The organism is Enterobacter sp. ECC-019 (assembly GCF_043974075.1).
GTDB lineage: Bacteria > Pseudomonadota > Gammaproteobacteria > Enterobacterales > Enterobacteriaceae > Enterobacter > Enterobacter asburiae_D.
On the sequence record NZ_CP143759.1, the window covers coordinates 3,764,485 to 3,787,270 of the forward strand.

The window sequence follows — 22,786 nt, forward strand, 5'->3', positions numbered from 1 at the left end:
GGCCTCTTAAATAACTAGCCTGCGCGAAGCAGCGTTTTCATTTTTTCGTTACGGCAAAACTGGCGCTTCATCTCTACCACCAGCGCATTGCGTGACAGCACAATCATCACGACGAATGCCAGCGCCCCCGCGGCAACCTGCACCGCCAGCAGCGCGGCCAGCGGCAGGTGACCGCTGAGGATGATGCCCAGGCCGTAGCTCACCGCCAGGGTCGGCAATGAGAGATAGAACGGCAGCCACAGGCTCAGGATGTACTGACGGTAGCTGGAGCCCAGCACCGGCTTGATCATGATGAAGTAGCTCAGAACGGTATTGACTACCTGCACCAGCAGGAAGCCCAGCGTTACGCCGATGGCGCCCGCCATATGCCCGCCGACGATAATCGCCGGAATAAACAGGAAGGTTTTGAACACGTTGAACTTAAAGCTGATATCCACGCGGGCTTTTGCCATCAGCAGGGAACCAATCGGATTGCCCACGGAGCGCAGCAGCCCCACCACGCACAGCAGCTGAAGGATCGGGATGATGCCGTTCCACTTCTCACCAAACACCAGCGGCACGAAGTTGCTGGAAACCACCATCAGCCCCAGCAGCACCGGGAAGTTAATGATCCCTACCACGGAAAGCAGCTTGTAGAAGTTGACGCGCAGCTTCTCGGTGTCGTCCTGAATCTTAGCGAACGCCGGGAACAGGACGCGGGTGATTATCGGGTTCAGCTTCATCGGCGGCACCACCGCGACGTTGTAGGCCAGGTTGTAACCCCCCGCCACGCTCGCGCCAAGAATACGCGCCAGTACCAGCGTCGACAGGTTGGTATTCACATAGTTGATGATGCTGTCCGCCGTCAGCCACGCGCCAAAGCGCAGGTTGGATGAAACGGAAGCGAGAGAGAAATGCAGCCCCGGACGGTAGATCTTGCGGCCAAAATAGCCGAACAGCAGCGTACGTACGGAGGAGTTGACCAGGTATCCCAGAATGGCCGTCATCGCCAGCGGCCAGAAATGCGCGCTCACCACGGTGAAGGTAAAGCCCGCCAGAACGGCACTGGTCTCAATCATGCCGATCTTGTTGAACTCCAGCTCTTTCTGCATCAGCGCGCGGAACTGCTGCCCGTGCGGGATCACCACGAAAGCAAACGACAGCGTGCGCATCAGCGGAGCCAGATCCGGGTTATGCAGCACGCTGGCGATAGTGTCGCTCAGCAGGAACACCAGCACGAACACGAAAATCCCCAGCCCCACGTTCAGCCAGTAGAGGGTGGTCAACTCAAGATGGCTGATCTCTTTGCGCTGGATAATCGAGTTGGCAATACCAAAATCAGACAGCGTATCGGCCAGCGCGATAATCACCAGCGAGACGGTCAGCAGACCGAACTGGTGATTATCAATAATGCGCGCCAGCACGGTCATCTGCACCAGACCGAGGCCAATGATGACGATGGTCGCCATCGCTGACCACTTCGCCCCGCTGATGGTTTTTTCACGTAAGCTCATCTTAGTACGCCGCTTTGTTCACGAAACCTTTGAAGATGGTCAGAAAAACAATCTTGATATCGAACCAGATACTCCATTCGCGGATGTACTCCAGATCGAATTCGATACGTTTTTCCATTTTTTCCAGCGTGTCGGTTTCGCCGCGCCAGCCGTTGATCTGCGCCCAACCGGTGATGCCCGGCTTCACCTTATGGCGCAGCATGTAGCCTTCAATCAGCGATCGGTACTGCTCGTTGTGCGCCACCGCGTGTGGACGCGGGCCAACAATCGACATGCCGCCGGTAAAGACGTTGATAAACTGCGGCAGTTCATCCAGCGAGGTGCGGCGCAGGAAGTTCCCCACGCGGGTGACGCGCGGGTCGTTCTGCGTTGCCTGGGTCACCACCTTGTCGTTTTCCATCACCTTCATGGAGCGGAATTTCCACACCATAATCGGCTTACCGTCCATACCGTAGCGTGTCTGGCGGAAGATAACCGGGCCGGGAGAGCTCAGCTTCACCGCAAGGGCAATGCAGCACAAAACAGGCGAAATTAGCAGCAGGATCAGTGAAGAGAGCACGATATCTTCCACACGCTTCAGCACGCGGTTAATACCCGACAGCGGCGTGTCGTACAGCGGTACCACCGGCACGCCGTTCACCTCTTCAATACGGGAGTGAAGGATGTTGAAGGTAAACACGTCCGGGATCAGGATCACGGAGCAAGTGGTGTCCGCCAGCTCGCGCATCAGCTGCTTAATGCGGGATTCGTCTCTCATCTGCATGGCGATATAGACGTTGTGAATTTTGCCGGCTTTCGCGTCTTCAATAAGCTGTTCGTAATTACCCGCCCAGTCCGCAGGCACGCCGCCCGGCTTCGCGTCGTGATAAATCCCCACCACTTCAAACCCTAACCACGGCTCTTTGCGGAAGCTGTCGAGCAGGACCTTCCCGACCGGCAAATCGCCCGCCACGGCAACGAAGCGACGGTTATAGCCCCGGTTACGCAGCCAGCCCGCACCAAAGCGGATCAGGGAACGGCACACCACCATGCCGACGCTGGTCAGCAGATACCAGCAGAGATAGGTGACGAGGCGATTATCAAAATCATGGCTGAACGCCACCAGGCCTGCGCTGAAGATCAGACTAAGGGTCCAGTTCTGCAGCAACAGCATCAGTTCGGTGGTCATCTTCACACCGCGCCACGAGCGGTAGAAATCGGTCATCCCGCCGATCATCTGAAACACGACCAGCGCAATCAGCGCCATCAGCAGATGCATGTATAAGAACGGCAGCCCGCCGATCCGACACACCGCCCACAATCCACCAACCATGATGGTGATATCAGAAAAACGCTGCACCATAGAGATTAACGATGCATTCGTTCTCGCTCGTTCGCGTTTTTTTAGATTCGTCATCGTTGTTCCTGTATTCGGTTCCCCCTCCCGCCGGGAGGGGCAATTGTTACTGATTCAACAGCGCCAGAATGTCCTTCGTTCGGGCTTCCATCAGCGCCGTGTCAGCACGGGATTCCACGTTCAGGCGCACCACCGGCTCGGTGTTGGACGAGCGGAGGTTGAAGCGCCACTGCGGGAACGCCATGCTGATGCCGTCCGTACGGTCAATTTCCAGCGCGTGAATCGCAAAGTGCTGCTCCACGCGGGCAATGGCCTCGGCTGGCTGCGCCAGCTTGCTGTTGATCTCCCCGCTCGCCGGGAACGCCGCCATGCGGTCGCGCACCAGCTCGCCCAGCGTCTGCCCCTTCAGGCACAGCAGCTCGGTCACCAGCAGCCACGGGATCATCCCGCTGTCGCAGTAGGCAAAATCACGGAAGTAGTGGTGGGCGCTCATCTCGCCGCCGTAAATGGCGTCTTCTTCGCGCATGCGCTCTTTGATGAAGGCGTGGCCGGTTTTGGACATCACCGGCGTGCCGCCTGCCGCTGACACCACGTCGACGGTGTTCCAGGAAAGGCGCGGGTCATGAATGATCTTCGCGCCCGGGTTTTTCTCGAGGAACGCTTCCGCCAGCAGGCCGACAATGTAGTAGCCTTCGATGAACTGACCTTTCTCGTCGAACAGGAAGCAGCGGTCGAAATCGCCGTCAAAGGCAATCCCCATGTCCGCGCCGTGCTCAATCACCGCGTTGCGGGTGTCATCGCGGCACTCCGGCAGCAGCGGGTTAGGAATACCGTTCGGGAAGTTGCCGTCCGGGGTGTTGTGCACTTTGATGAAGGTGACCGGCATGTTCAGCGCCTTAAAGCGCGCTTCAAGGGCATCGACAATCGGGCCGGCCGCGCCGTTACCGGAGTTGATTACCAGCTTCAGCGGTTTGAGGTTCGCCACGTTGATGTAGCCCAGCAGGTGGTCAATGTACGCTTTCTGCAGGTTGATTTTTTTGTAGCTGCCGCGCTTCGCCTCATTCACCGGCGGGAAATCGTTAGCTTCCGCCAGACGCTGCACGTCGCGCAGGCCGGTGTCGCCGCTGATAGGACGGGCACCCTTGCGCACCAGCTTCATGCCGTTGTAGTCCATCGGGTTGTGGCTGGCAGTCACTTCGATACCGCCGTCCACGCCCAGGTGGAAGGTAGCAAAGTAAATCTCCTCGGTCCCGGAAAGGCCGATATCCAGCACGTCCACGCCCGCGTCCTGCAGCCCTTTCGCCAGTGCCAGCTTGAGGGACTCGCTGGTCAGACGAACGTCGCCACCCAGCACGATGGTCTGCGGTTTTAAATATTCGCCGTACGCACGGCCAATGCGCCACGCGATGTCTTCATTCAGCTCTTCGCCCAGCTTGCCGCGAATATCGTAGGCTTTAAAACAGGTTAATTTTTCCATGATGACCCCTTTTTCAGGCAACAGTCGGCCCTGACCACTAAATGGCCAAATTGATTTTTTTGTCATTCGTAGACCCGGCAAGCACAGCGCCACCGGGCATCATGCAGAGTGCTACACCCGCCCGTAGCGGTCCTGGAAGCGCACGATATCGTCCTCTTCCAGATACGAGCCGGAGCGCACCTCAATTAAGTCGAGAGGAATTTTCCCCGGGTTCTCCAGACAGTGCGTCGCCCCCAGAGGAATATAAATGGACTCGTTTTCACCCAGCAGTTTGACTTCACCGTCGATAGTGACTTTAGCGGTACCCGCAACCACCACCCAGTGCTCGGCGCGGTGATGGTGCATCTGCACCGACAGCCCCTCGCCTGGCTTCACGGTGATGCGTTTCACCTGATAGCGGTCACCGGAGTCAATGGAGTCATATTTCCCCCACGGACGGTAGACTTCGCGGTGAATATGGTGCTCGTGGCGACCATCCGCCTTGATCTTCTCCACCACTTTTTTAACGTCCTGCACGGCGTTACGGTCGGCAATCAGCACGGCGTCCTTAGTCTGGACAACCACCAGATCTTTCACCCCGACCGTGGTCACCAGGCCGGACTCGGCGTAGACGTAGCTGTTTTCCGTTTTGTGGCTAATGACATCGCCGTGGTGGACGTTACCCTCCGGGGTATGGGCGCTGATCTCCCACAGGGAGGACCAGGAGCCGACATCGCTCCAGCCCGCATCCATCGGCACCACGACGGCGTCTGCCGTACGTTCCATCACCGCGTAGTCAATGGACTCTTCCGGGCAGGCGAGGAACGCCTCTTCATCCACGCGGATAAAGTCGAGATCCGGGTCCACCACCGCCATCGCTTTCTCGCAGGCATTCAGAATATCCGGGCGGTATTTGCGCAGCTCTTCCAGATAGCGTCCAGCACGGAACAGGAACATCCCGCTGTTCCAGTAATACTCACCGCTGGCGACATACGCCTGCGCGGTTTCCAGATTCGGTTTTTCAACAAACTGCGCCACGTCAAACGCCACGCTGTCGCCTTCACCCGGCGTCACGCTGCCGCGACGGATGTAGCCATAGCCGGTTTCCGGCAGATCCGGCACGATGCCGAAGGTCACCAGCTTGCCGCTCTCGGCGTAAGGAATGGCCGCACGCACCGCGTCGCGGAACGCGTCTTCCTGCTGGATAACGTGGTCTGCCGCCAGGACCAGCATCAGCGGGTCACAGTTCGGGCTGCTGCGTTTTGCCGCCAGCGCCGCCAGGGCGATCGCAGGCGCGGTGTTACGACCGGCAGGCTCCAGGATGATGTTTTCGGTGAGTTTGTTCAGCTGGCGCAGCTGCTCGGCAACAATAAAGCGGTGCTGTTCGTTACAAATCACCACCGGGCTTTCACACTCCACGCCGTGCAGACGGTTTACCGTCGTCTGCAGCATGGTGAGATCCCCTTTCAGGCAGAGGAACTGTTTTGGATAGAGCACGCGGGACAGCGGCCACAACCGGCTACCAGAGCCACCAGCCATCACAACTGGATACAAAGTGGTTTGACTCATGATTTATCCCCGTATATCTGCAATAAATTGGCTCAGCACGCTCTCTTTCTCGAGCGTGCGTTCGGCATATTCACGTGCCACCGTGTTCACTTTTGGCATGGCAAGTGCCTGCTCAATTCCGGTCACCAGCGCCGGGACCGATTCCGGCTCCACGCACACGGCAATTCCCGGATAGCTGTCGCACAGCTGGCCTAATTCTGTTTCGGCTTCTGCCGTAATCACCGCGTTGCCACCCACAGCCAGAATGTTGGTCAGCTTGGACGGCAGCACCGCATCCGCGGCACCGCGTTTTTGCACCACCAGATGGCAATCACCCATCTTCAGCAGCGCAGGCAATGCTTCGTAAGACTGGAGCGGGAAAAATTTCACGTTGGTCAGGCCGCGTTCGCCGGCCATTTTTTCCAGCCGCGCCTTTCCACCGCCCTGCCCGACAATCACAAAGGTCCACGGATGTTCACTCAGCAGCTGGGCCGCTTCAATCACGCTCTCCAGTCCCTGTTTTTCGCCGATGTTGCCTGAGTAAAGAATGATTTTTTGATCTTCAGGCAAACCGAGCTGCGCGCGCAGCGCCTGAGCGTCCTGTTCTGTCACATCGCGAAAACGCGCCACTTCTGACCAGTTCGGGAAGAAAATGACCTTCTCCGCCGGGACGCCCTTCTCCTGCGCTTTGTTCATCATCGAGCGCGAGATAGTCGAGACGTAATCCACGTTGTGCAGGCCGCTGCGCTCAAACGCGCTGGCGAGCTTCGCCACCTTGCCGCCCTTGCTTTTGCCTGCCATCCCCAGGCCCAGCATGGCGTCAACTTCATAATCCTGAATGTGCAGCAGGGTGCGCGCGCCGGAGAGTTTGCCCAGCAGGCGCAAGCCCGGCGTGCAAAACAGCGTCGGCACCACACCGATGATGCGATCCGGCTTCCAGCGACGCTGCGCCATCAGCGGGAAAAAACTGCTCAGGGCAAAGCTGCCCAGATGAAGTAACCGTTTCAGCGTCGAGGGCTGCTTAGGCACATACAGCGGGCAGCGCCAGACGGTCGCTGCACCCTCTTCGCGACGGTAGCGCCAGCTTGAGTAGCGCTCCCCGACTTTCCACTCCGGGTAGTACGGCGGCGCGGTAATGACCCGCACGTCATGTCCCTGGCTCGCCATCCACTCGACCATCTCGCCGGTGTATTTCCCGATGCCGGTTAGCTCCGGCGAGTAGTTGATTCCGTACACTAAAATTTTCATAAGCCCGGCACTCCGGACTGACGATCGGCCAGGAAATAGGCACGACTGTTGTCATGCACATTGTCGCTGGCCAGCAGCGCCTCTGGCGTCTGCCAGCGGTAGTCGTCATGCTGAGAATCAGGCAGACACAGGTCTGCCTCACTCACCTTCAGGCGGAACCCCAGCACGATGTAGTGCGTAGTGAACCCGGTGCCTGAAAAGTTATCGTCATAGAAGTGCTGCCAGACCCCGTAAAACTGGCCCGCTGCCATCGGCAGCTGCAGACCCAGTTCCGCCAGAGTGAGACGCTCAAACGCATCGCTCAGCGTCTCATCCTTCTGCACGCGCCCGCCGGGCACAAACCAGAAGCCCTGTGCAGGACGGTTGGTTCGTTTCCCCAGCAAGAACTCGCCGCGTTCGTTCTCCACGATCAAATCAATTGAGATGAGCGGAGTGGAACGCACTACCGTGGCAAAATCTTCCTGACTTAAAAACATCGTTACCCCCGGAAGCGGTGCTGGTTTTCCTGGAACCACTGGTAGGTACTGGCCAGCCCCTGCTCCAGTGACACCTCGTGATACCAGCCCAGCTGATGCAGACGGGTCACGTCCAGCAGCTTGCGCGGCGTGCCGTCCGGTTTCGTGGCGTCAAACACCACGCGGCCTTTGTAGCCCACCACCTGCGCGATGGTTTGCGCCAGCTCGCGAATGGTGCAGTCCACGCCGGTGCCCACGTTGATGTGCGACAGCATCGGCTCGGTGTTCTCCTGCCACACTTCGCGATCCAGCTCCATCACGTGAATGCTGGCCGCAGCCATGTCGTCCACGTGCAGGAACTCGCGCATCGGCGTACCGCTGCCCCACACCACCACGTCCGGTGCGTTCTCGGCTGTCGCCTCGTGGAAGCGACGCAGCAGCGCCGGGATCACGTGCGAGTTGCTCGGGTGGAAGTTGTCGTGCGGCCCGTACAGGTTGGTCGGCATCACCGAGCGATAGTCGCGGTTGTACTGACGGTTGTAGGATTCGCACAGCTTGATCCCGGCAATCTTGGCAATCGCGTACGGCTCGTTGGTTGCTTCAAGCGTGCCCTGCAGCAGCTCGCTTTCGGCGATCGGCTGCTTCGCCATTTTCGGGTAGATACAGGACGAGCCGAGGAACAGCAGCTTGTTCACGTTGTGCAAATGCGCCGCGTGAATGATGTTGCTCTCGATCATCATGTTTTCGTAGATGAAATCCGCCGGGTAGGTGTTGTTGGCAACAATGCCGCCCACCTTCGCCGCCGCCAGATACACCTGGTCAATACGTTCGTTGGCAAAGAAATCCTGCACCGCTTTGCTGTCGAGCAGGTTTAGCTCGTCGCGAGTGCGGACAACCACTTCAACGTCACCGCGCTGTTCGAGCTGGCGAACAATCGCGGAACCCACCATTCCGCGATGACCGGCGACAAAAATACGTTGTTTTGTCATTCTCAGGACTCCAGCGCGATGGCAACCTCGTAGCCATGAGACTTAAGCAGAGAGTGTTTTTTCGCTGCTTCAAGATCTTTGGCTACCATCTCGGAAACCATCTCCTGCAGAGTGATTTCTGGTTTCCAGCCCAGCTTCTCGTGCGCTTTGGTTGGGTCGCCCAGCAGGGTTTCCACTTCAGCAGGACGGAAGTAGCGTGGGTCAACCTGCACAATCACGTCGCCTGGCTTCACGCCCGGTGCATCGTGGCCGGTCACGGAAACAACGATACCTTTCTCTTCCACGCCGGTACCTTCGAAGCGCAGTTTGATGCCCAGCTGTGCCGCGGCCATTTCAACGAACTGACGTACGGAGTACTGCACGCCGGTCGCAATCACGAAGTCTTCTGGCTGTTCCTGCTGCAGCATCATCCACTGCATTTTCACGTAGTCTTTGGCATGGCCCCAGTCACGCAGGGAGTCCATGTTGCCGAGGTGCAGGCAAGACTCCAGACCCTGCGCGATGTTGGCGATTGCGCGGGTGATTTTGCGGGTCACGAAGGTTTCGCCGCGACGTGGAGATTCGTGGTTGAACAGGATGCCGTTACAGGCGTACATGCCGTAGGATTCACGGTAGTTAACGGTGATCCAGTAGGCATACAGTTTTGCTACCGCATACGGCGAGCGCGGGTAGAACGGCGTAGTTTCTTTCTGTGGGATTTCCTGCACCAGGCCGTACAGCTCAGAGGTGGATGCCTGGTAGAAGCGGGTTTTCTTCTCAAGGCCGAGGAAGCGAATTGCTTCCAGCAGACGCAGGGTGCCCATGGCATCAACGTCAGCGGTATATTCAGGGGACTCGAAGGAGACCGCTACGTGGCTCATCGCGCCCAGGTTGTACACTTCATCCGGCTGTACTTCCTGCAGAATACGGGTCAGGTTGGAGGAGTCCGTCAGATCGCCGTAATGCAGATGGAATTTCGGGTTCGCGGAGTGAGGATCCTGATAGATATGGTCAACACGCTCGGTGTTGAAAGAAGACGCACGACGTTTAATACCGTGCACTTCATAACCTTTTTCCAGCAGTAACTCTGCCAGGTAAGAACCATCCTGCCCGGTAACGCCGGTGATGAGAGCGACTTTAGACATGTTTATATTCCTCTACTTATGAATTTAATCAGTTTCAACGCGTTCGCGTATCACCACTGCGGGGTTGCCACGGCAAACTTTATTTGCCGGTAGCGATTTAAAAACGCTGCTGCGGGCACCGACTACCGTGCCATCGCCAACAGAAACACCCGGTGCAACAAAAACATCCGTTGCCAGCCAGCATTTTTCACCGATCACAATAGGCGAAGCGGTAATATCAAAATGCTGACTCATAAAATCGTGGCTGCCGGTGCACAAATAACATTTCTGTGAAACCACCGAATTTGCGCCAATCGTAATTTCGCCCAGGGTATATAACACCGCGTCATCCCCAACCCATGCGTAATCCCCAAGCGTTAATTTCCACGGATAGGTAATTTTCACAGAAGGTCGGATGACTACGTTTTTTCCTATTTTTGCGCCAAACAGGCGCAATAAGAAGGCACGCCAGCGGTAGAGTATTTGCGGTGACCAGGCAAATAAGGTTGCCTGAACGGCCCACCACAGCTGTACCTTAATACCGTTCCCGCCCCGAAAGCCTTTCGGCACGGAGAAACCTTTCAGATCCTGCATTGCGTTTCCTTATATTCAGGCTTTGTTATATAAGGTTTTCGTTTTGCCTGTGGTACGCAGGCGCAATAAATAAGACAATTCCGCCCAGAACCCCGGCACGCGTAATATTTTACGCTGTACGTTTTTGGCATCCTGGCACAATTCCAGATTATTGGACGTTGACACGCCGCCCATTGAGAATTCAGATACCAGCCCTTTAATTCGGCGGAACGGGTAACCTGACTTATACAAACTGGCCGCCAGTGCATAATCCGAAGACACTTTATACTGCAAATCGTAAGGCTCTTTTTTCAGACCTTTTACCGGGAAGAAAATGGCCTGATGGCTGGCCGGCAAGCTGTGATAGATATACCAGCCTGGCTTCGCGCTGCGGCGCACTTTATGCCCGTCACCAAAATCGAGCAGCGCATCGCCAATATACATGGCGTCCTCTTTCTGGCGAGCCAGCTGGCGGGCAAACAGCGCCACGTCATCATGGAAAATGTCGCCCGAATTCAGAAAGATGGCATAACGGCCTTGCGCCATGTTGATGCCTTTATTCATCGCATCGTAGATACCTTTATCTTTCTCGCTGATGTAGCGTAAGTTGAACTCACCGTTGAGTTTTTCCAGAAACTCCGCCGTGCCATCATTCGAGCCGCCGTCGACCACAATCCACTCAAAGGTGAGGCTTGGATCGCGCGCCAGGTTGCGCAGCGAGCGCCAGGTTTTTACCACCCCTTCGTAATTACGAAAAGCGACAGTAATGACGCTAAGAAACATAAATCACCTCATTTCGTCACGCGTTCGTAATATTAAGCGCTTTGCGCAGAATAAACGGACAGACAATCAAGAAAGCATATTCCGGGCTAAATATTGACCCGGTAAAAAACAGCGACACCGGAGTAAACAGATAAAGCTGAACGCGAAAATTCTGGTTATCACCAAACGCGTTAATCATCATTTTGAAAACTTTAAACAGATACCACAGGGTCAAGAGTACGGCGAACCACGAAAAATAAATAATTAACAGATACAGACCATTGTCTATGGTTTTACCGACATCCGCACCGTTAAAGATTCCGAATGATGCAACATATTCGTAAAGTGAGCCGAATCTTACTACCCCATCAATATGGGTTAAGGAATAACCCACCATAACCAGCGGACCAATGATGCGATAATAGGACGAAGACCCTTCCGTTCCCAAATCACCCAGACGTTCTGAGATGTACGGGAAAGCAAATATCACGCCTACCATAAATACCGTCAGGGAGATAATCGCCAGCGGCAGTTTTTTCTTAATCGCATCTTTGTTCAGGTACTGGAATGCCCACTCCAGGAGGTAAAACAGGATAAATGTCATTACCCCTGAGAACGATCCAGACAGAACAATTCCTGCAAGAATCATAGCATCGGTCTTAGGCGTTTTGATACCAAACTGTTTGATGCTGAGCCAAATTGAGATTAACGCCAGAGCGAAAAACGCCGGTTCAAAATAGAGGGCCGTAGTACGCTTCCCGCCAAACTTGATGAAGTTCAATACATAGCTGTTACTGTAAATGAGATATTTCGAAATTATCTCCATCAGGCTGCTGCCACCGGTCAGAATAATTTGCACCATCTCCAGTGCGGCAAGCATAACAATTAACGCAACGGCAATATAAAAGAACCTAAGGATTTTCCGATAATTGTGCGGAGAAATAGTTTTAAACCGAATACTCCAGACCATTCCGATAATAATAACAATATAAACAAAAAGCATGGTCGACGTGACGTATTTACTGGCATCCAGCGACTGGCCAAAGATGTAGTTAAACAGCGTCAGGCCCGTGCCCAGCCCTAAGGCAATCATCAGCTTCTTGAGGTTGATTTTATCGACATACAGCAGAAGCAGAACGGGCAAGAAGGTCACGATGGTTATCGGGAAGCTTTCGCCGAGCTGGGCAATTTTGACGTTGACCAGCAGGTAGATCAGCGGCAGCAGCAGATAACTACAGATTCTGATAGAACGAGACATATTCCTCCAGCATCTGTTGTCCACTGTAGGCCTTGCGGCTGCGGTTGCGGAACGATTCCAGGTCAGTGCCAAAAACGATCTCAGCAATCTGCGCCTTCGGCAGCTGTACCAGGGGCAGGACCTCCTGCTCCGTGAAGGTTTTCCCGCCGGACTTTTCCAGCACTTCACGCGCCGCATCGCTGTGGGTGGCAATCACCGGCACGCCGATTGAGAGCGCTTCGCACAGGATCAGCGGGTAGTTATCCACGCGGGAGCTGAACACCAGCGCGTCCATTTCATTCAGCGCGCTCATCAGCTTGCGCTTGTCGGTCTCAAACCCGTGGTTCACCACGTTGGCCCCTTCGAACGGTGAAAACTTGCCGAAGGTGTGAAGCTCTATCTTGTCCCCCAGCGCCATCATGTCGCGCACCAGCTGCTGGTTGGTTTTACCGTCGTAACGCAGGTCATGCGCAACGATAGCGATTTTCGGTTTGCCCGCGATTTCCGCCACCGGGGTAAGCTCGGCAAGAATGGCTTCCGTCGCCACGTCGATGCCGTTGTTGATAATCTGACAGCGCCCTGCCCCGTACAGGCTGTTGAAGGCATCGGCCACGTGCTGGCTCGGGGAGATAAAGGTACAGCCGAGCGAAAGCATGTCACGGAACAGCTGACGCTTTCCGGCGACCATCTGATGCGCGCGATCCACCTTCACCGGCGGGTAGTTGCTTAACGTCGGGCACTTCTGGCAGTTATCTTTCCAGCCTTCGCAACCGTCGGTAAACGCGCAGCGGCCCGTCACGCTCCAGTGATCGTGCAGCGTCCAGACAAAGCGGGTATCGGGCTTGTGGGCCTGCACCTTCTGACAAAACGCCACCACCTCTTCCAGATTCAGCCAGTAGCTGTGGAGCACATGAAAATGCAGCACAACCGGGCCCGCGGTGCGGGTAACCGTGCGGTAAAGCGAGTTCAGGTTACCAAACAGGTCGCGGTTAAACAGACGGAACAGCGCAATGTTGGCAATTGAGGTCAGACGCGGCGTGTGCTTGTGCACCTGCGGGAAGTTATCGTGGCTGACGCTTTTCTTGCCGCCTTTGCCATAGCCGTAAATAAAACGAGACTGAAGCCCTTTTTGCAGCGCGCGCTGGTGCAGATCCAATGCCACGCCAGCCGCTCCGCCTTCTGCGAGGCGTACGTTAAATTGCAGAATGTTCATTTAATCACCTTCACGCGGGCTTTTTCTCCCACCACCAGCGCATTATCCGGAATGCTGTCCAGCACCACGCTGCCAGCACCAATCGTGACGTTATTACCAATCGTAATGTCACCGATGATCACCACGTTCGCCCCAAGCTCGACGTTATTGCCGATGACCGGGCAGGCCAGGCTGTCAGGCCCACGGTTGCCAATGGTGACCGCATGACGAATGGTGAAATCATCCCCGGCGACCACGAACTTGTTGATCACCACCGCATAGCCGTGGTGGATGGTGAAGCGGCGGCCAATGGTGGCAGCGGCCTGAATTTCATAGCCAAAAAAGCATTCGGTGGTGATGCGGTACAGCACCAGCACGGGCGCCGCCCAGATATTGTTCAGCACGTTTTTCTTACGCCACACCGAGCAAAAGTGCGCGATGCGGTACGCCAGAACCATGCAGCACGGACGCAGGCTCCAGCTGTTAGCGCGGCAATCTTCCAGAAACATTATTTCCCCCGAAGTCCATCAGCCAGGCGTTTTCCGTTACGCACGGACAGCAGCGTCAGTAGCGTGCGCCAGTTCATGCGCTTATTGCGGATCTGATAGAGGGTAAAGAGCTGATATTTACGGCTGGCACGGTCAAACTTGTCTTTGTGCTTGCGGTAAAAATGGAAGTAGCCGGAGAACTTCTTCGGCGAGGAGGTGATTTGCATCTCCCCGTGGTTGATATGCAGGATCTGCGTGGCCTCTTCCACTTTCCACGGCTCGCCGTATTCCACCACCATGCGCAGGAAGATATCGTAATCCTGCGCGGCCTTCAGTTCGGTATCGAACAGGCATTCTTTGAAACGCCACGCCCAGGTGAAGACCTGGTTACCAATAATGTTGCGCTTGTAGAACAGGCGGCGAGAGTACGGTGATTTCGGATACAGCGGCAGACTCGCGGGCTGCGAGTAAACCTCGCCCTGGCATACATAGTCGTTGGCATACAGGAAAGCGTGCGTGACCAGCTGTTCTTTATGCGACAGGAAGATAGACAGGCGGTTCGGCGTCCATTCATCATCATCGTCGATCCCCGTCAGATACTGCCCTTTGGCCTGCATAATCGCCTGATTACGCACCGCACAGGCCCCGGAGTTAATGGCGTTATGTGTATAGACCACCCGCGGGTCGTTGAGGTCAGTCACAAACTTTTGCAGCTGTTCATACGAGGAAGAGCAGTCATCAACGATGATCAGCTCCCAGTTATCGTAATCCTGTCGCAGGACGGATTTGATTGCGCGGATCGCCAGTTGCTGACGATTCCATGTCGGCATATAGATTGAAACTAAAGGGCGTTGTGTGGTCATGGTCTTCCCCTTATCCCTCACCCCGCCCCTCTCCCTGTGGGCTGAGGGTTAGGGTGAGAGGGATTTTTATTTACTGTCAGATTTATATTCGTACTCGTAATACCCGTAATCCTGGTACCCGGTCGCGCGGCGGAAGATGGAGTTCAGGATCACCCCTTTCACCTCAATGCCGTTCTGCTCGAAGCGGCTCAGGCTGGTTTCCACCTCTTTCAGGGTGTTCACCGCGTAACGCGCCACCATCAGCGTGGTGCCCGCATGGCGGCCAACAACGGCCGCGTCGGTCACGGCCAGAATTGGCGGCGTATCGATCAGCACCAGGTCGTAGTTTTTGCTCGCCCACTCGATCAACTGAGTGAAGCGTTCGCTCATCAGCAGTTCAGACGGGTTCGGCGGCACCTGACCGCGTGGGATCAGGTCAAATTTCGGCACCGTTGTGGGTTTCGCGCTCTGGCTGATCTCACCTTTGCCGAGCAGGATTTCCGACAGACCGTTCACGTTGTTGGTGCCCAGCAGTTCGTGGGTATAGCCCTTACGCATATCACAGTCGATCAGCAGCACACGCTTGTTGGTCTGGCTGACCACGGCCGCCAGGTTGGCGCACACGAAAGTCTTACCGATTGATGGGCTAACACCGGTTAACATCAGGACGTTGTTTTTGGCCTGCATCATGGCAAAGTGCAGACTGGTACGCAGGCTACGGATCGCTTCGATAGCGAGGTCGGTCGGGTTACCCACCGCCAGAAGCTGGCTCTGTTTGTAACGCTTAACGCCCTTGATGGTTTTGACGCTGTCACGGGATTTTTGCCACTCAGACAGCGGAATGCTGGCATAAACGTTGATACCGCTCTCTTCCAGCACCTGCGGGCTTTCGATGCCGCGGTTGAACAGCGAACGCAGCAGCACGCCCACGATGGAGAGCATCAGGCCGAGAATAATGCTGCCGAAAATAATCAGCGCTTTCTTTGGCTTCAGTACGCCAGGCTGGGTAATGGCCGCGTCGACGATGCGCACGTCACCGACGGTACTGGCTTCGGTGATTTTCAGCTCCTGCTGCTTGTTCAGCAGCTGCATGTAAACCTGTTGTCCGGACTCCACGTCGCGGGTCAGGCGCACGATCTCCTGCTGCGTTTTCGGCATCGCGGTCACGCGGTCATTGAGCTTCGCTTTCTCCTCTTCCAGCGTACGGCGTTTCTCCAGCAGCGTGCGGTAGGCGGGGTGACGTTTGGTATAAAGCTTGGAAATCTCCGCCTCTTTGAAGGTCAGCTCGTTGAGCTGCGCATCAATGTTGACCATCGAATCGAGGACCGATTTCGCCTCCAGCGGCAGGTCAACGGAGTCTTTATCCTGACGATAGGCGTTCAGCTTGTTCTCGGCGTCATCCAGATGAGCACGCACTTCCGGGAGCTGTTTGGCGAGGAAGGCCAGGCTTTTCGCCGCTTCCGCCGACTTACGCTCAACGTTCTGCTCAAGATAGTTGCGGGTGATGCTATTCAGGATGTCGCGGATTTGATCCTTATCTTCACCGGTAAAGGTCATGCTCAGCACGCCGGTGTCCTTACCGTTTTCGGTGACGGTCAGGTTATTTTGCAGATTATTGATCATCCCCAGCGTGGAGAATTTGGTCACGGTGAATTCACCGCCCTCCTGGGCGTTAATCGCGCTGACCATCATGCTGACGCCGTCTTTGGTCAACATCTGTCCCACTTCACCACGCGCGCTAAAACCTGCGTCGCTGGTTAGCTGGTACTGTTTCGGGCCAAGCACCGTCAGGGTAAACGTCTGATCGGCAGCTCCTTTCGGCAGCACGAAGTCAGTCACTTTCACCGTGTCGTTGTTTCGCCCCATCAGACGATCCCAGCCGGCACCAAAGACCGGGAAGGTATTTTTGGTGACGGAGATATCGAGCCCGAGGTCGTGAACCGTTTTACCCAGCACCAGACGTGACTGGATAAGCTGAATTTCGGCGTCGGATGCCGGCGGTTTGTTCGCCAGCGCGGAACCGATGTCCTGCACCAGCGAGTTGCCGGTATTCTGCTCGATCTGCACCAGCGCGTCGGCGCTGTAGATAGGGGTGGCGAACAGCGTGTAGACGACGGCCGCCGCGGCAAATACGGCAGTAATGCCCAGCACCCACCACTTTGCCTCTACAACAGTGCCGACCAGGCGCCCAATATCAATTTCATCACTGCCCGAAGTCGGGGCGGCAGAAGGTCTTGTTTTTTCTGTCATTGTTATCCCTGCTGAACTTTCAGTGCCTGCGCCCACTGTTGGGCAGACTGGTCAAGTAAGGTGTAAACCGCCTCAAAGGCCTCATGGCTTTTGCGATACGGATCGGGGATTTCACGTTCATTATCCCAGTGACCAAACAGCATCACCTTGCCGCGCATCTCCGGAGCGATATCGCACAGCGCATGAATATGGCGTTTTTCCATCGTCAGGATCAGGTCATACTCCCGGCACATGCGACCAGTGACCTGGCGGGCCACGTGGCCGTCGAGAGAGAGGTGATGATCCCGCGCCACGCTCGTTGCGCGCTCATCGGCACCTTTACCGACCAGTGCCCCCAGCCCTGCGGAATCAACGGTCAGTTCGGGCTGGTAGTGTTTCAACAACCGTTCAGCCGTGGGGGAACGGCAGATGTTCCCCACGCATACCACCAGAATTTTGTTAAACATCGCGAATTACCAGGTATGAATGTCGCGCGCCGTATCCGTCATGTAGCGAACGCCACTGATGGTCGGCAGCAACTGGTTGATCAGACGGTTCCAGCGGGCAACCGGCGCGGTGGTGACATACACCACATCGTATGGCTGGAGACGGAACTCCGTCGCCATCACCAGAGAGGTCGCATCGGACATATCCAGCTGGTAGATGTTGGCGATCTTGCCTTTCGCACTGCCCTCACCTTTCAGCGGACGGATAACGAAGATACCGGTCGCGTTAGAGGTCGTCAGATCGATACCCTCAGCATTGCCCAGCGCTTCGGTCAGCGTCATACCGCTGAAGTCCATTTTGAGGGTGCTCTGTTTCTTCACTTCACCCATCACGAAGACTTTCAGATCGTCATTGCGCGGCACGTAGAGAATGTCGCCCGGATAGAGCAGGCGGTTCTGGGTCAGATCGCCGTTTTGCATCAGCGCCTGCAGCGAAATGCGCTGCTCCTTCCCGTTGTGGGTCAGTACGACGTTGCGCCAGTCGGCGCCGTCGGTTAACCCGCCCGCGGCGTTAATGGCATCCAGCACGGTCAGAGGAACGTTGGTGATGGCCTGCTGGCCGGATTTGTTCACCTGGCCGGAGATATAGGCTTTTTGCGAGCGGAATGCGGCGATATTAACATCCACCTGCGGATCGGCGATGTACTGCGCTAAGCGGCCGGTAATATCACTACGGATCTCGGCAAGCGTTTTCCCCACAACATGGACTTTACCAATGTAGGGATAGAACATGGTGCCATCTGACTGCACCCAGTTACCGGTATCGCTTGAACTGCGGTACTGGCCCGCTGGCGTGGTCAGTTCGGGGTGGTCCCAGACGGTCACGTTGATCACGTCACCCGGACCCACTCGGTACTGGTAGGACGCAATTTCCTGGTCCAGCGACATATTCGGCTGGGCAACATTTGGACGTGGACGTAATTGTTCGACCAGACGAGGCGTAAGTGGATAAACATTCACCATTTTGTCGAGATCAAAATCGGCATCCTGTTGCTTGATCACATCCTTACCCATTGTTGACATATTGCTGCCGGGAAAGACCGTGCAACCACTCATCAAGGTCACAGACACCAATAATGGCATCAATTTCATTTTGGATTTCATCATTGATTATTTATCACTTTGGCAGAGTAATTATCCTGTGCAATTTAAATAAGCTCGAGTCGTATTGGGTTTCAGCATGCAGTTAATCAAATAGAAATATAACTGGCATCAGTCCTAAAAAAAGCTTATTCATCCATTGGCTATTGACAGAATAATCGAGGCTGATTCACACGCTTTCAGGCACGCTACCGCCCTTGGCTTTCAGTTACCAATCCACTGACTAAACAATGTGTTATGGATAGACACCCTCTTGAGCAAGGTCTTCTGGAAATATATCAGCCGCTTGAGAAACCCGACGGATAATGAATAACCATCCCTGAAGACCGAACATTAATAGCAACACCGAGATTTAACATTTGATGCTGGGAGAATTGTTGCAGCTAACCTAATAGCAGGCAAGGAGACAACCGTCCTAATATCAGTTTTTAAGATTAATATTAAGAGCAAATTTTTGACCTTTTAGGATTTTCTTTATATTGACAAAAAAAGACCAAAACCCATTAACTGCGATATATCCTAAAATGCTTTCTTTGTAATTAAATATACGTATTTCGCTTATTTACACCCTGTTGAGAATGCTCTCTTTTTTACCCTTCGCATTAAGAGAAATCTCAGCCCGGCATTGCAATTTCCCCCGGCTTTATCCATGATCGAAGTGTGACATTCGTCATATAACAGAAGGTATTGCTATTACTATGGAATGGATTGCCGATCCCTCAATCTGGGCCGGGCTGGTTACACTGGTCGTCATCGAGTTAGTGCTCGGGATTGATAATCTGGTCTTTATCGCCATCCTCGCTGAAAAACTGCCCCCTTCTCAGCGCGACCGCGCGCGCGTGACGGGTCTGCTGCTGGCGATGGTGATGCGATTACTGCTACTGGCCTCTATCTCCTGGCTGGTCACGCTCACTCAGCCTCTGTTCTCCATCCACGGTCTGAGTTTTAGCGCCCGCGATCTCATCATGCTCTTTGGCGGGTTGTTCCTGCTGTTCAAAGCCACGGTAGAACTCAACGAGCGCCTGGAGGGCAAAGACAGCGAGAACCCTACCCAGCGCCGCGGGGCGAAATTCTGGCCGGTAGTGACGCAAATCGTGGTGCTGGATGCGGTCTTCTCCCTGGACTCGGTGATCACCGCTGTCGGGATGGTCGACCACCTTGCGGTGATGATGGCCGCGGTGATTATCGCCATCACCCTGATGGTGATGGCCAGCAAGGCGCTCACACGGTTTGTGAACAGTCACCCGACAATCGTCATCCTCTGTCTGAGCTTCCTGCTGATGATTGGCTTTAGCCTGGTGGCCGACGGTTTTGGCTTCCATATTCCGAAAGGCTACCTGTATGCCGCCATCGGGTTCTCCGTCATGATTGAAGCGCTTAACCAGCTGGCAATATTTAACCGCCGCCGCTTCCTGTCCGCGAATCAGACCCTGCGTCAGCGTACGGCCGACACGGTTATGCGCCTGTTAAGCGGTAAGAAAGAGGATGCGGAGCTGGACGCCGAATCCTCCGCCATGCTGGCCGATCACAGCGACGGGCTTATCTTTGACCCGCAGGAACGACGGATGATCGAGCGGGTGCTCAATCTGAACCAGCGGACGGTCAGCAGCATCATGACCTCGCGGCATGACATTGAACATATCGACCTGACGGCACCGGAAGAGCACATTCGCGCCCTGCTGGATAAAAACCAGCACACCCGCGTGGTGGTGACCGGCGGTGAAGAGGAAGAGGAGCTACTGGGCGTGGTGCACGTTATTGACCTGCTCCAGCAGCAGCTTCACGGCGAGCCGCTCAATCTGCGCGCCCTGGTACGCCAGCCGCTGGTTTTCCCGGAAGGGCTACCGCTGCTTTCCGCCCTGGAGCAATTCCGTAACGCGCGCACGCACTTTGCCTTTGTGGTGGATGAGTTTGGTTCGGTGGAAGGGCTGGTCACGCTCAGCGACGTAATGGAAACCATCGCCGGTAATTTGCCTAACGAGGTAGATGAGATTGATGCCCGCCATGATATTCAGAAAAACGCAGACGGTTCGTGGACGGCTAACGGCCATATGCCGCTTGAAGACCTGGTGCAATATGTGCCGCTGCCGCTGGATGAAAAACGGGAATATCACACTATTGCCGGCCTGCTGATGGAGTATTTGCAGCGTATCCCGCAGCCGGGGGAAGAGGTTCAGGTGGGCGACTATCTGCTCAAAACGCTACAAATTGAAAACCATCGCGTGCAAAAGGTTCAGCTCATTCCGCTGCGGGATGAGGAAGAACTGGATTTTGAGGTGTAAAAAAGCCGGGTGGCGCTGCGCTTACCCGGCCTACGAAGTCAGGATTTTGTAGGCCGGGTAAGGCGAAGCCACCACCCGGCACAACAGGCATCAAAGCTTATCCAGTAGCTTCTTCACATCCTTGCCGTCCTGTGAATCTTTATTACGATCCGCCCAGCCGCTAAGCCGACGTTTCGCTTCATCCTGCAGATGCTTACGCAGGATCTGATCCACCTGCAGGCTGTAATTCAGGGCCTGCCATTTGCCATATACGGTCAGCGGGACCGGCGTCTCTTTCAGGAAGTCGATGAGCTTGCTTTCCCCCTGCCAGCCGGAAAGTACCCGCACGTTAAAGCGCGTGTCCGCCGTCTCTTTCACCAGATCCAGCTTACCGTCACCCGTCATTGATAACAGTGAAGAGGCACCCTGCATTCCGTCGAGAGAGAGTTGTCCGTTGTCCAGCGTCAGGTCCGCGGTGAAGCTGTCGAGGCGAGTGGCGCTGTCGTAGTTATCCTGAGCTTTCACATCGCTGCTGCGCTCGACCGCCTGCTGCACCAGCTGCTGGAAGTTAAGCCCTTCCATACGGGAGTTTTTCAGATCAAGATGCGCCTGCCCCTGCCATTCGCGGCGGAAAGCATCGGCATCAATTTTCGTGCCCGCGAAGTCACCCGCAAGCGTCAACTGCCCCGTCAGGGATATCGGGTAGTTAAACGCTTTCAGGATGGTGCCTATCTCAACGTTGTCGAGACGCGGCTGGAATTCGGCGCTGGCAACGTCTTTACGGACATCCAGCGTGCCGGGCAGCGAGAGGTTACCTGCGCCCATCTTACCGCTCAGTTCGGAGATCACCAGCAAACCATTATGGTTAAACATCTGGCTGCTCACGTCGGTAAAATCAATACCGCGCCAGCGCAGGTTATTGGCCTTCAGCAGAATATCCGCCGTGAATCCGCGCAGGGCGTTATAGTCAGGTTGATCAAGATTCGACGAGATAACCGGACGCGATACCGGTGCCTGGCTTTGCCCCGTCTGCGTGGCATCGCTGTCGGTGGCGCTGGCTGGCAGCGGTGGCAGCAGGTTTTCCAGATTGAGCTTGTCAAACTGCAGATTCAGCACCCATTTCGGCTTCTCTTCCAGCGTGACGCTCGCCTGCCCCTTCAGGCTACTGTCATTTGCCTTCAGGTTGAGATTATCCAGCTCCAGCTGCTTTTGCTCTTCGCGCCACACGGCCTGCAGCGTTCCCTGCCCGGCGATCCCCTGGGTGGGAAGATCGGCCCCCGTCAGTTGCCAGTCCAGCTGCTGAATGTCGGCCGTAAGCTGATGCGGATAGTCCGAGGCATTGACGCTGGCATTCAGCGACAGGGTCAAATCGCGCTGATCGCGATTCACGCGCCCGCTAAATTCCACCGACGCAAGATGGTGAGCATCCTGTTCCATCTGCAGGTTAATGTTGCGAACGGTCACCTGCTCCTGGTGCTCATGCTGGAAAACCAACACGCTATCGGCAACTTTCAGCTTGCCGATATCAAAGGACCAGCCTGTATCAGAGGGTTCATCAGGCAGGGTATTTTCGCGCGGCGCAACCGGCGCATTTGCATCACGCACGGCTTCGGATTGCGGGGTGAGCTGAATCACCGCGCCTTTCAGCATCACCTGTTTAACCTGCAGCTGATGGGAAATGAGCGGGATCAGCGCCACATCAAGGCGCATGTTGTCTGCGGACACCAGCGGCTGGGATGCCCCCGGCGCCGTGAGCGACATGCGGCCAGAGAGAATGCTGAGCTGCGGCCAGACGTGCCAGCGCAGCGGCCCGTCAAGCTTCAGTTGATAACCACTGCGTGCTTCGACCTGCCGCACCATGTAAGTGCGGAAATCGTTGGGGTTAACCAGCAGAACCAACGCCGAAAGGCCAGCAACCAGCACCACCAGCAAAATCATCAGCGTCGTCAGAACTCTTCTCATGGCTA

General features: G+C 55.5%; 19 protein-coding genes. 1 reads left to right on the forward strand and 18 read right to left on the reverse strand.

From position 1 onward, the window contains the following. Window positions 1-14 precede the first annotated feature (14 nt). From wzxC to V1566_RS17960, 17 genes are all read right to left on the reverse strand, one after another. Entirely contained in the window at window positions 15-1,493 is a 1,479-nt protein-coding gene (gene wzxC / locus V1566_RS17880; protein WP_063144520.1) for a colanic acid undecaprenyl disphosphate flippase WzxC, read from the reverse strand. Between the two features lies 1 nt (window position 1,494). Continuing rightward, a complete protein-coding gene (gene wcaJ, locus V1566_RS17885; RefSeq protein ID WP_219321720.1) occupies window positions 1,495-2,889 on the reverse strand; it encodes an undecaprenyl-phosphate glucose phosphotransferase in 1,395 nt (464 codons plus the stop codon). Between the two features lie 46 nt (window positions 2,890-2,935). Continuing rightward, on the reverse strand, window positions 2,936-4,306 hold the full coding sequence (gene cpsG / locus V1566_RS17890; RefSeq protein WP_395304185.1) for a colanic acid biosynthesis phosphomannomutase CpsG: 1,371 nt from the start codon (window positions 4,304-4,306) through the stop codon (window positions 2,936-2,938). Window positions 4,307-4,417: 111 nt separating this feature from the next. Then, a complete protein-coding gene (gene cpsB / locus V1566_RS17895) occupies window positions 4,418-5,854 on the reverse strand; it encodes a mannose-1-phosphate guanyltransferase (RefSeq protein ID WP_193939472.1) in 1,437 nt (478 codons plus the stop codon). A gap of 3 nt (window positions 5,855-5,857) precedes the next feature. Continuing rightward, entirely contained in the window at window positions 5,858-7,081 is a 1,224-nt protein-coding gene (wcaI, locus tag V1566_RS17900; protein ID WP_395304186.1) for a colanic acid biosynthesis fucosyltransferase WcaI, read from the reverse strand. Then, window positions 7,078-7,557: a GDP-mannose mannosyl hydrolase gene (locus V1566_RS17905; RefSeq protein ID WP_395304187.1), complete on the reverse strand. Its 480-nt coding sequence runs from the start codon at window positions 7,555-7,557 to the stop codon at window positions 7,078-7,080. The genes wcaI and V1566_RS17905 overlap by 4 nt, the downstream gene beginning before the upstream one ends. 2 nt (window positions 7,558-7,559) lie before the next feature. Further along, on the reverse strand, window positions 7,560-8,525 hold the full coding sequence (locus V1566_RS17910) for a GDP-L-fucose synthase family protein (RefSeq protein WP_395304188.1): 966 nt from the start codon (window positions 8,523-8,525) through the stop codon (window positions 7,560-7,562). A 2-nt stretch (window positions 8,526-8,527) separates the two neighbouring features. Next, entirely contained in the window at window positions 8,528-9,649 is a 1,122-nt protein-coding gene (gmd, locus tag V1566_RS17915) for a GDP-mannose 4,6-dehydratase (protein WP_063144525.1), read from the reverse strand. 24 nt (window positions 9,650-9,673) lie between these two features. After that, window positions 9,674-10,222 carry a colanic acid biosynthesis acetyltransferase WcaF gene (gene wcaF / locus V1566_RS17920; protein WP_023330881.1) on the reverse strand — a complete coding sequence of 183 codons (549 nt, stop codon included), beginning with the start codon at window positions 10,220-10,222 and terminating at the stop codon, window positions 9,674-9,676. A gap of 15 nt (window positions 10,223-10,237) precedes the next feature. Further along, a complete protein-coding gene (wcaE, locus tag V1566_RS17925; RefSeq protein WP_395304189.1) occupies window positions 10,238-10,984 on the reverse strand; it encodes a colanic acid biosynthesis glycosyltransferase WcaE in 747 nt (248 codons plus the stop codon). Between the two features lie 16 nt (window positions 10,985-11,000). After that, window positions 11,001-12,221 (reverse strand): colanic acid polymerase WcaD, encoded by a 1,221-nt coding sequence (wcaD, locus tag V1566_RS17930; protein ID WP_395306017.1) that lies wholly within the window; start codon window positions 12,219-12,221, stop codon window positions 11,001-11,003. Next, complete coding sequence (gene wcaC / locus V1566_RS17935; protein WP_395304190.1) at window positions 12,196-13,413, reverse strand: colanic acid biosynthesis glycosyltransferase WcaC; 1,218 nt, start codon at window positions 13,411-13,413, stop codon at window positions 12,196-12,198. The genes wcaD and wcaC overlap by 26 nt, the downstream gene beginning before the upstream one ends. Beyond that, complete coding sequence (gene wcaB / locus V1566_RS17940) at window positions 13,410-13,901, reverse strand: colanic acid biosynthesis acetyltransferase WcaB (protein WP_395304191.1); 492 nt, start codon at window positions 13,899-13,901, stop codon at window positions 13,410-13,412. Before wcaB ends, wcaC begins: the two co-directional genes overlap by 4 nt. After that, entirely contained in the window at window positions 13,901-14,743 is an 843-nt protein-coding gene (gene wcaA / locus V1566_RS17945; RefSeq protein ID WP_023312403.1) for a colanic acid biosynthesis glycosyltransferase WcaA, read from the reverse strand. Before wcaA ends, wcaB begins: the two co-directional genes overlap by 1 nt. 66 nt (window positions 14,744-14,809) lie before the next feature. Next, window positions 14,810-16,972, reverse strand: a complete 2,163-nt coding sequence (wzc, locus tag V1566_RS17950; RefSeq protein ID WP_395304192.1) for a tyrosine-protein kinase Wzc — start codon at window positions 16,970-16,972, stop codon at window positions 14,810-14,812. Between the two features lie 2 nt (window positions 16,973-16,974). Next, window positions 16,975-17,418, reverse strand: coding sequence for a low molecular weight protein-tyrosine-phosphatase Wzb (gene wzb / locus V1566_RS17955; RefSeq protein WP_023312405.1), 444 nt, complete (start codon window positions 17,416-17,418; stop codon window positions 16,975-16,977). Window positions 17,419-17,424: 6 nt separating this feature from the next. Next, complete coding sequence (locus V1566_RS17960; RefSeq protein WP_134347914.1) at window positions 17,425-18,564, reverse strand: polysaccharide export protein; 1,140 nt, start codon at window positions 18,562-18,564, stop codon at window positions 17,425-17,427. Window positions 18,565-19,256: 692 nt separating this feature from the next. Between V1566_RS17960 and V1566_RS17965 the strand changes: the two genes are divergently transcribed. Then, window positions 19,257-20,840 (forward strand): TerC family protein, encoded by a 1,584-nt coding sequence (locus V1566_RS17965; RefSeq protein WP_395304193.1) that lies wholly within the window; start codon window positions 19,257-19,259, stop codon window positions 20,838-20,840. Window positions 20,841-20,930: 90 nt separating this feature from the next. On the opposite strand, the gene asmA is transcribed toward V1566_RS17965, so the two are convergent. After that, window positions 20,931-22,781: an outer membrane assembly protein AsmA gene (asmA, locus tag V1566_RS17970; RefSeq protein ID WP_395304194.1), complete on the reverse strand. Its 1,851-nt coding sequence runs from the start codon at window positions 22,779-22,781 to the stop codon at window positions 20,931-20,933. Between the last annotated feature and the right edge of the window lie 5 nt (window positions 22,782-22,786).

Coding starts and splice junctions, on each gene's coding strand:
- wzxC (WP_063144520.1), bottom strand. CDS start 1,493: ATGAGCTTACGTGAAAAAACCATCAGCGGGGCGAAGTGGTCAGCGATG.
- wcaJ (WP_219321720.1), bottom strand. CDS start 2,889: ATGACGAATCTAAAAAAACGCGAACGAGCGAGAACGAATGCATCGTTA.
- cpsG (WP_395304185.1), bottom strand. CDS start 4,306: ATGGAAAAATTAACCTGTTTTAAAGCCTACGATATTCGCGGCAAGCTG.
- cpsB (WP_193939472.1), bottom strand. CDS start 5,854: ATGAGTCAAACCACTTTGTATCCAGTTGTGATGGCTGGTGGCTCTGGT.
- wcaI (WP_395304186.1), bottom strand. CDS start 7,081: ATGAAAATTTTAGTGTACGGAATCAACTACTCGCCGGAGCTAACCGGC.
- V1566_RS17905 (WP_395304187.1), bottom strand. CDS start 7,557: ATGTTTTTAAGTCAGGAAGATTTTGCCACGGTAGTGCGTTCCACTCCG.
- V1566_RS17910 (WP_395304188.1), bottom strand. CDS start 8,525: ATGACAAAACAACGTATTTTTGTCGCCGGTCATCGCGGAATGGTGGGT.
- gmd (WP_063144525.1), bottom strand. CDS start 9,649: ATGTCTAAAGTCGCTCTCATCACCGGCGTTACCGGGCAGGATGGTTCT.
- wcaF (WP_023330881.1), bottom strand. CDS start 10,222: ATGCAGGATCTGAAAGGTTTCTCCGTGCCGAAAGGCTTTCGGGGCGGG.
- wcaE (WP_395304189.1), bottom strand. CDS start 10,984: ATGTTTCTTAGCGTCATTACTGTCGCTTTTCGTAATTACGAAGGGGTG.
- wcaD (WP_395306017.1), bottom strand. CDS start 12,221: ATGTCTCGTTCTATCAGAATCTGTAGTTATCTGCTGCTGCCGCTGATC.
- wcaC (WP_395304190.1), bottom strand. CDS start 13,413: ATGAACATTCTGCAATTTAACGTACGCCTCGCAGAAGGCGGAGCGGCT.
- wcaB (WP_395304191.1), bottom strand. CDS start 13,901: ATGTTTCTGGAAGATTGCCGCGCTAACAGCTGGAGCCTGCGTCCGTGC.
- wcaA (WP_023312403.1), bottom strand. CDS start 14,743: ATGACCACACAACGCCCTTTAGTTTCAATCTATATGCCGACATGGAAT.
- wzc (WP_395304192.1), bottom strand. CDS start 16,972: ATGACAGAAAAAACAAGACCTTCTGCCGCCCCGACTTCGGGCAGTGAT.
- wzb (WP_023312405.1), bottom strand. CDS start 17,418: ATGTTTAACAAAATTCTGGTGGTATGCGTGGGGAACATCTGCCGTTCC.
- V1566_RS17960 (WP_134347914.1), bottom strand. CDS start 18,564: ATGATGAAATCCAAAATGAAATTGATGCCATTATTGGTGTCTGTGACC.
- V1566_RS17965 (WP_395304193.1), top strand. CDS start 19,257: ATGGAATGGATTGCCGATCCCTCAATCTGGGCCGGGCTGGTTACACTG.
- asmA (WP_395304194.1), bottom strand. CDS start 22,781: ATGAGAAGAGTTCTGACGACGCTGATGATTTTGCTGGTGGTGCTGGTT.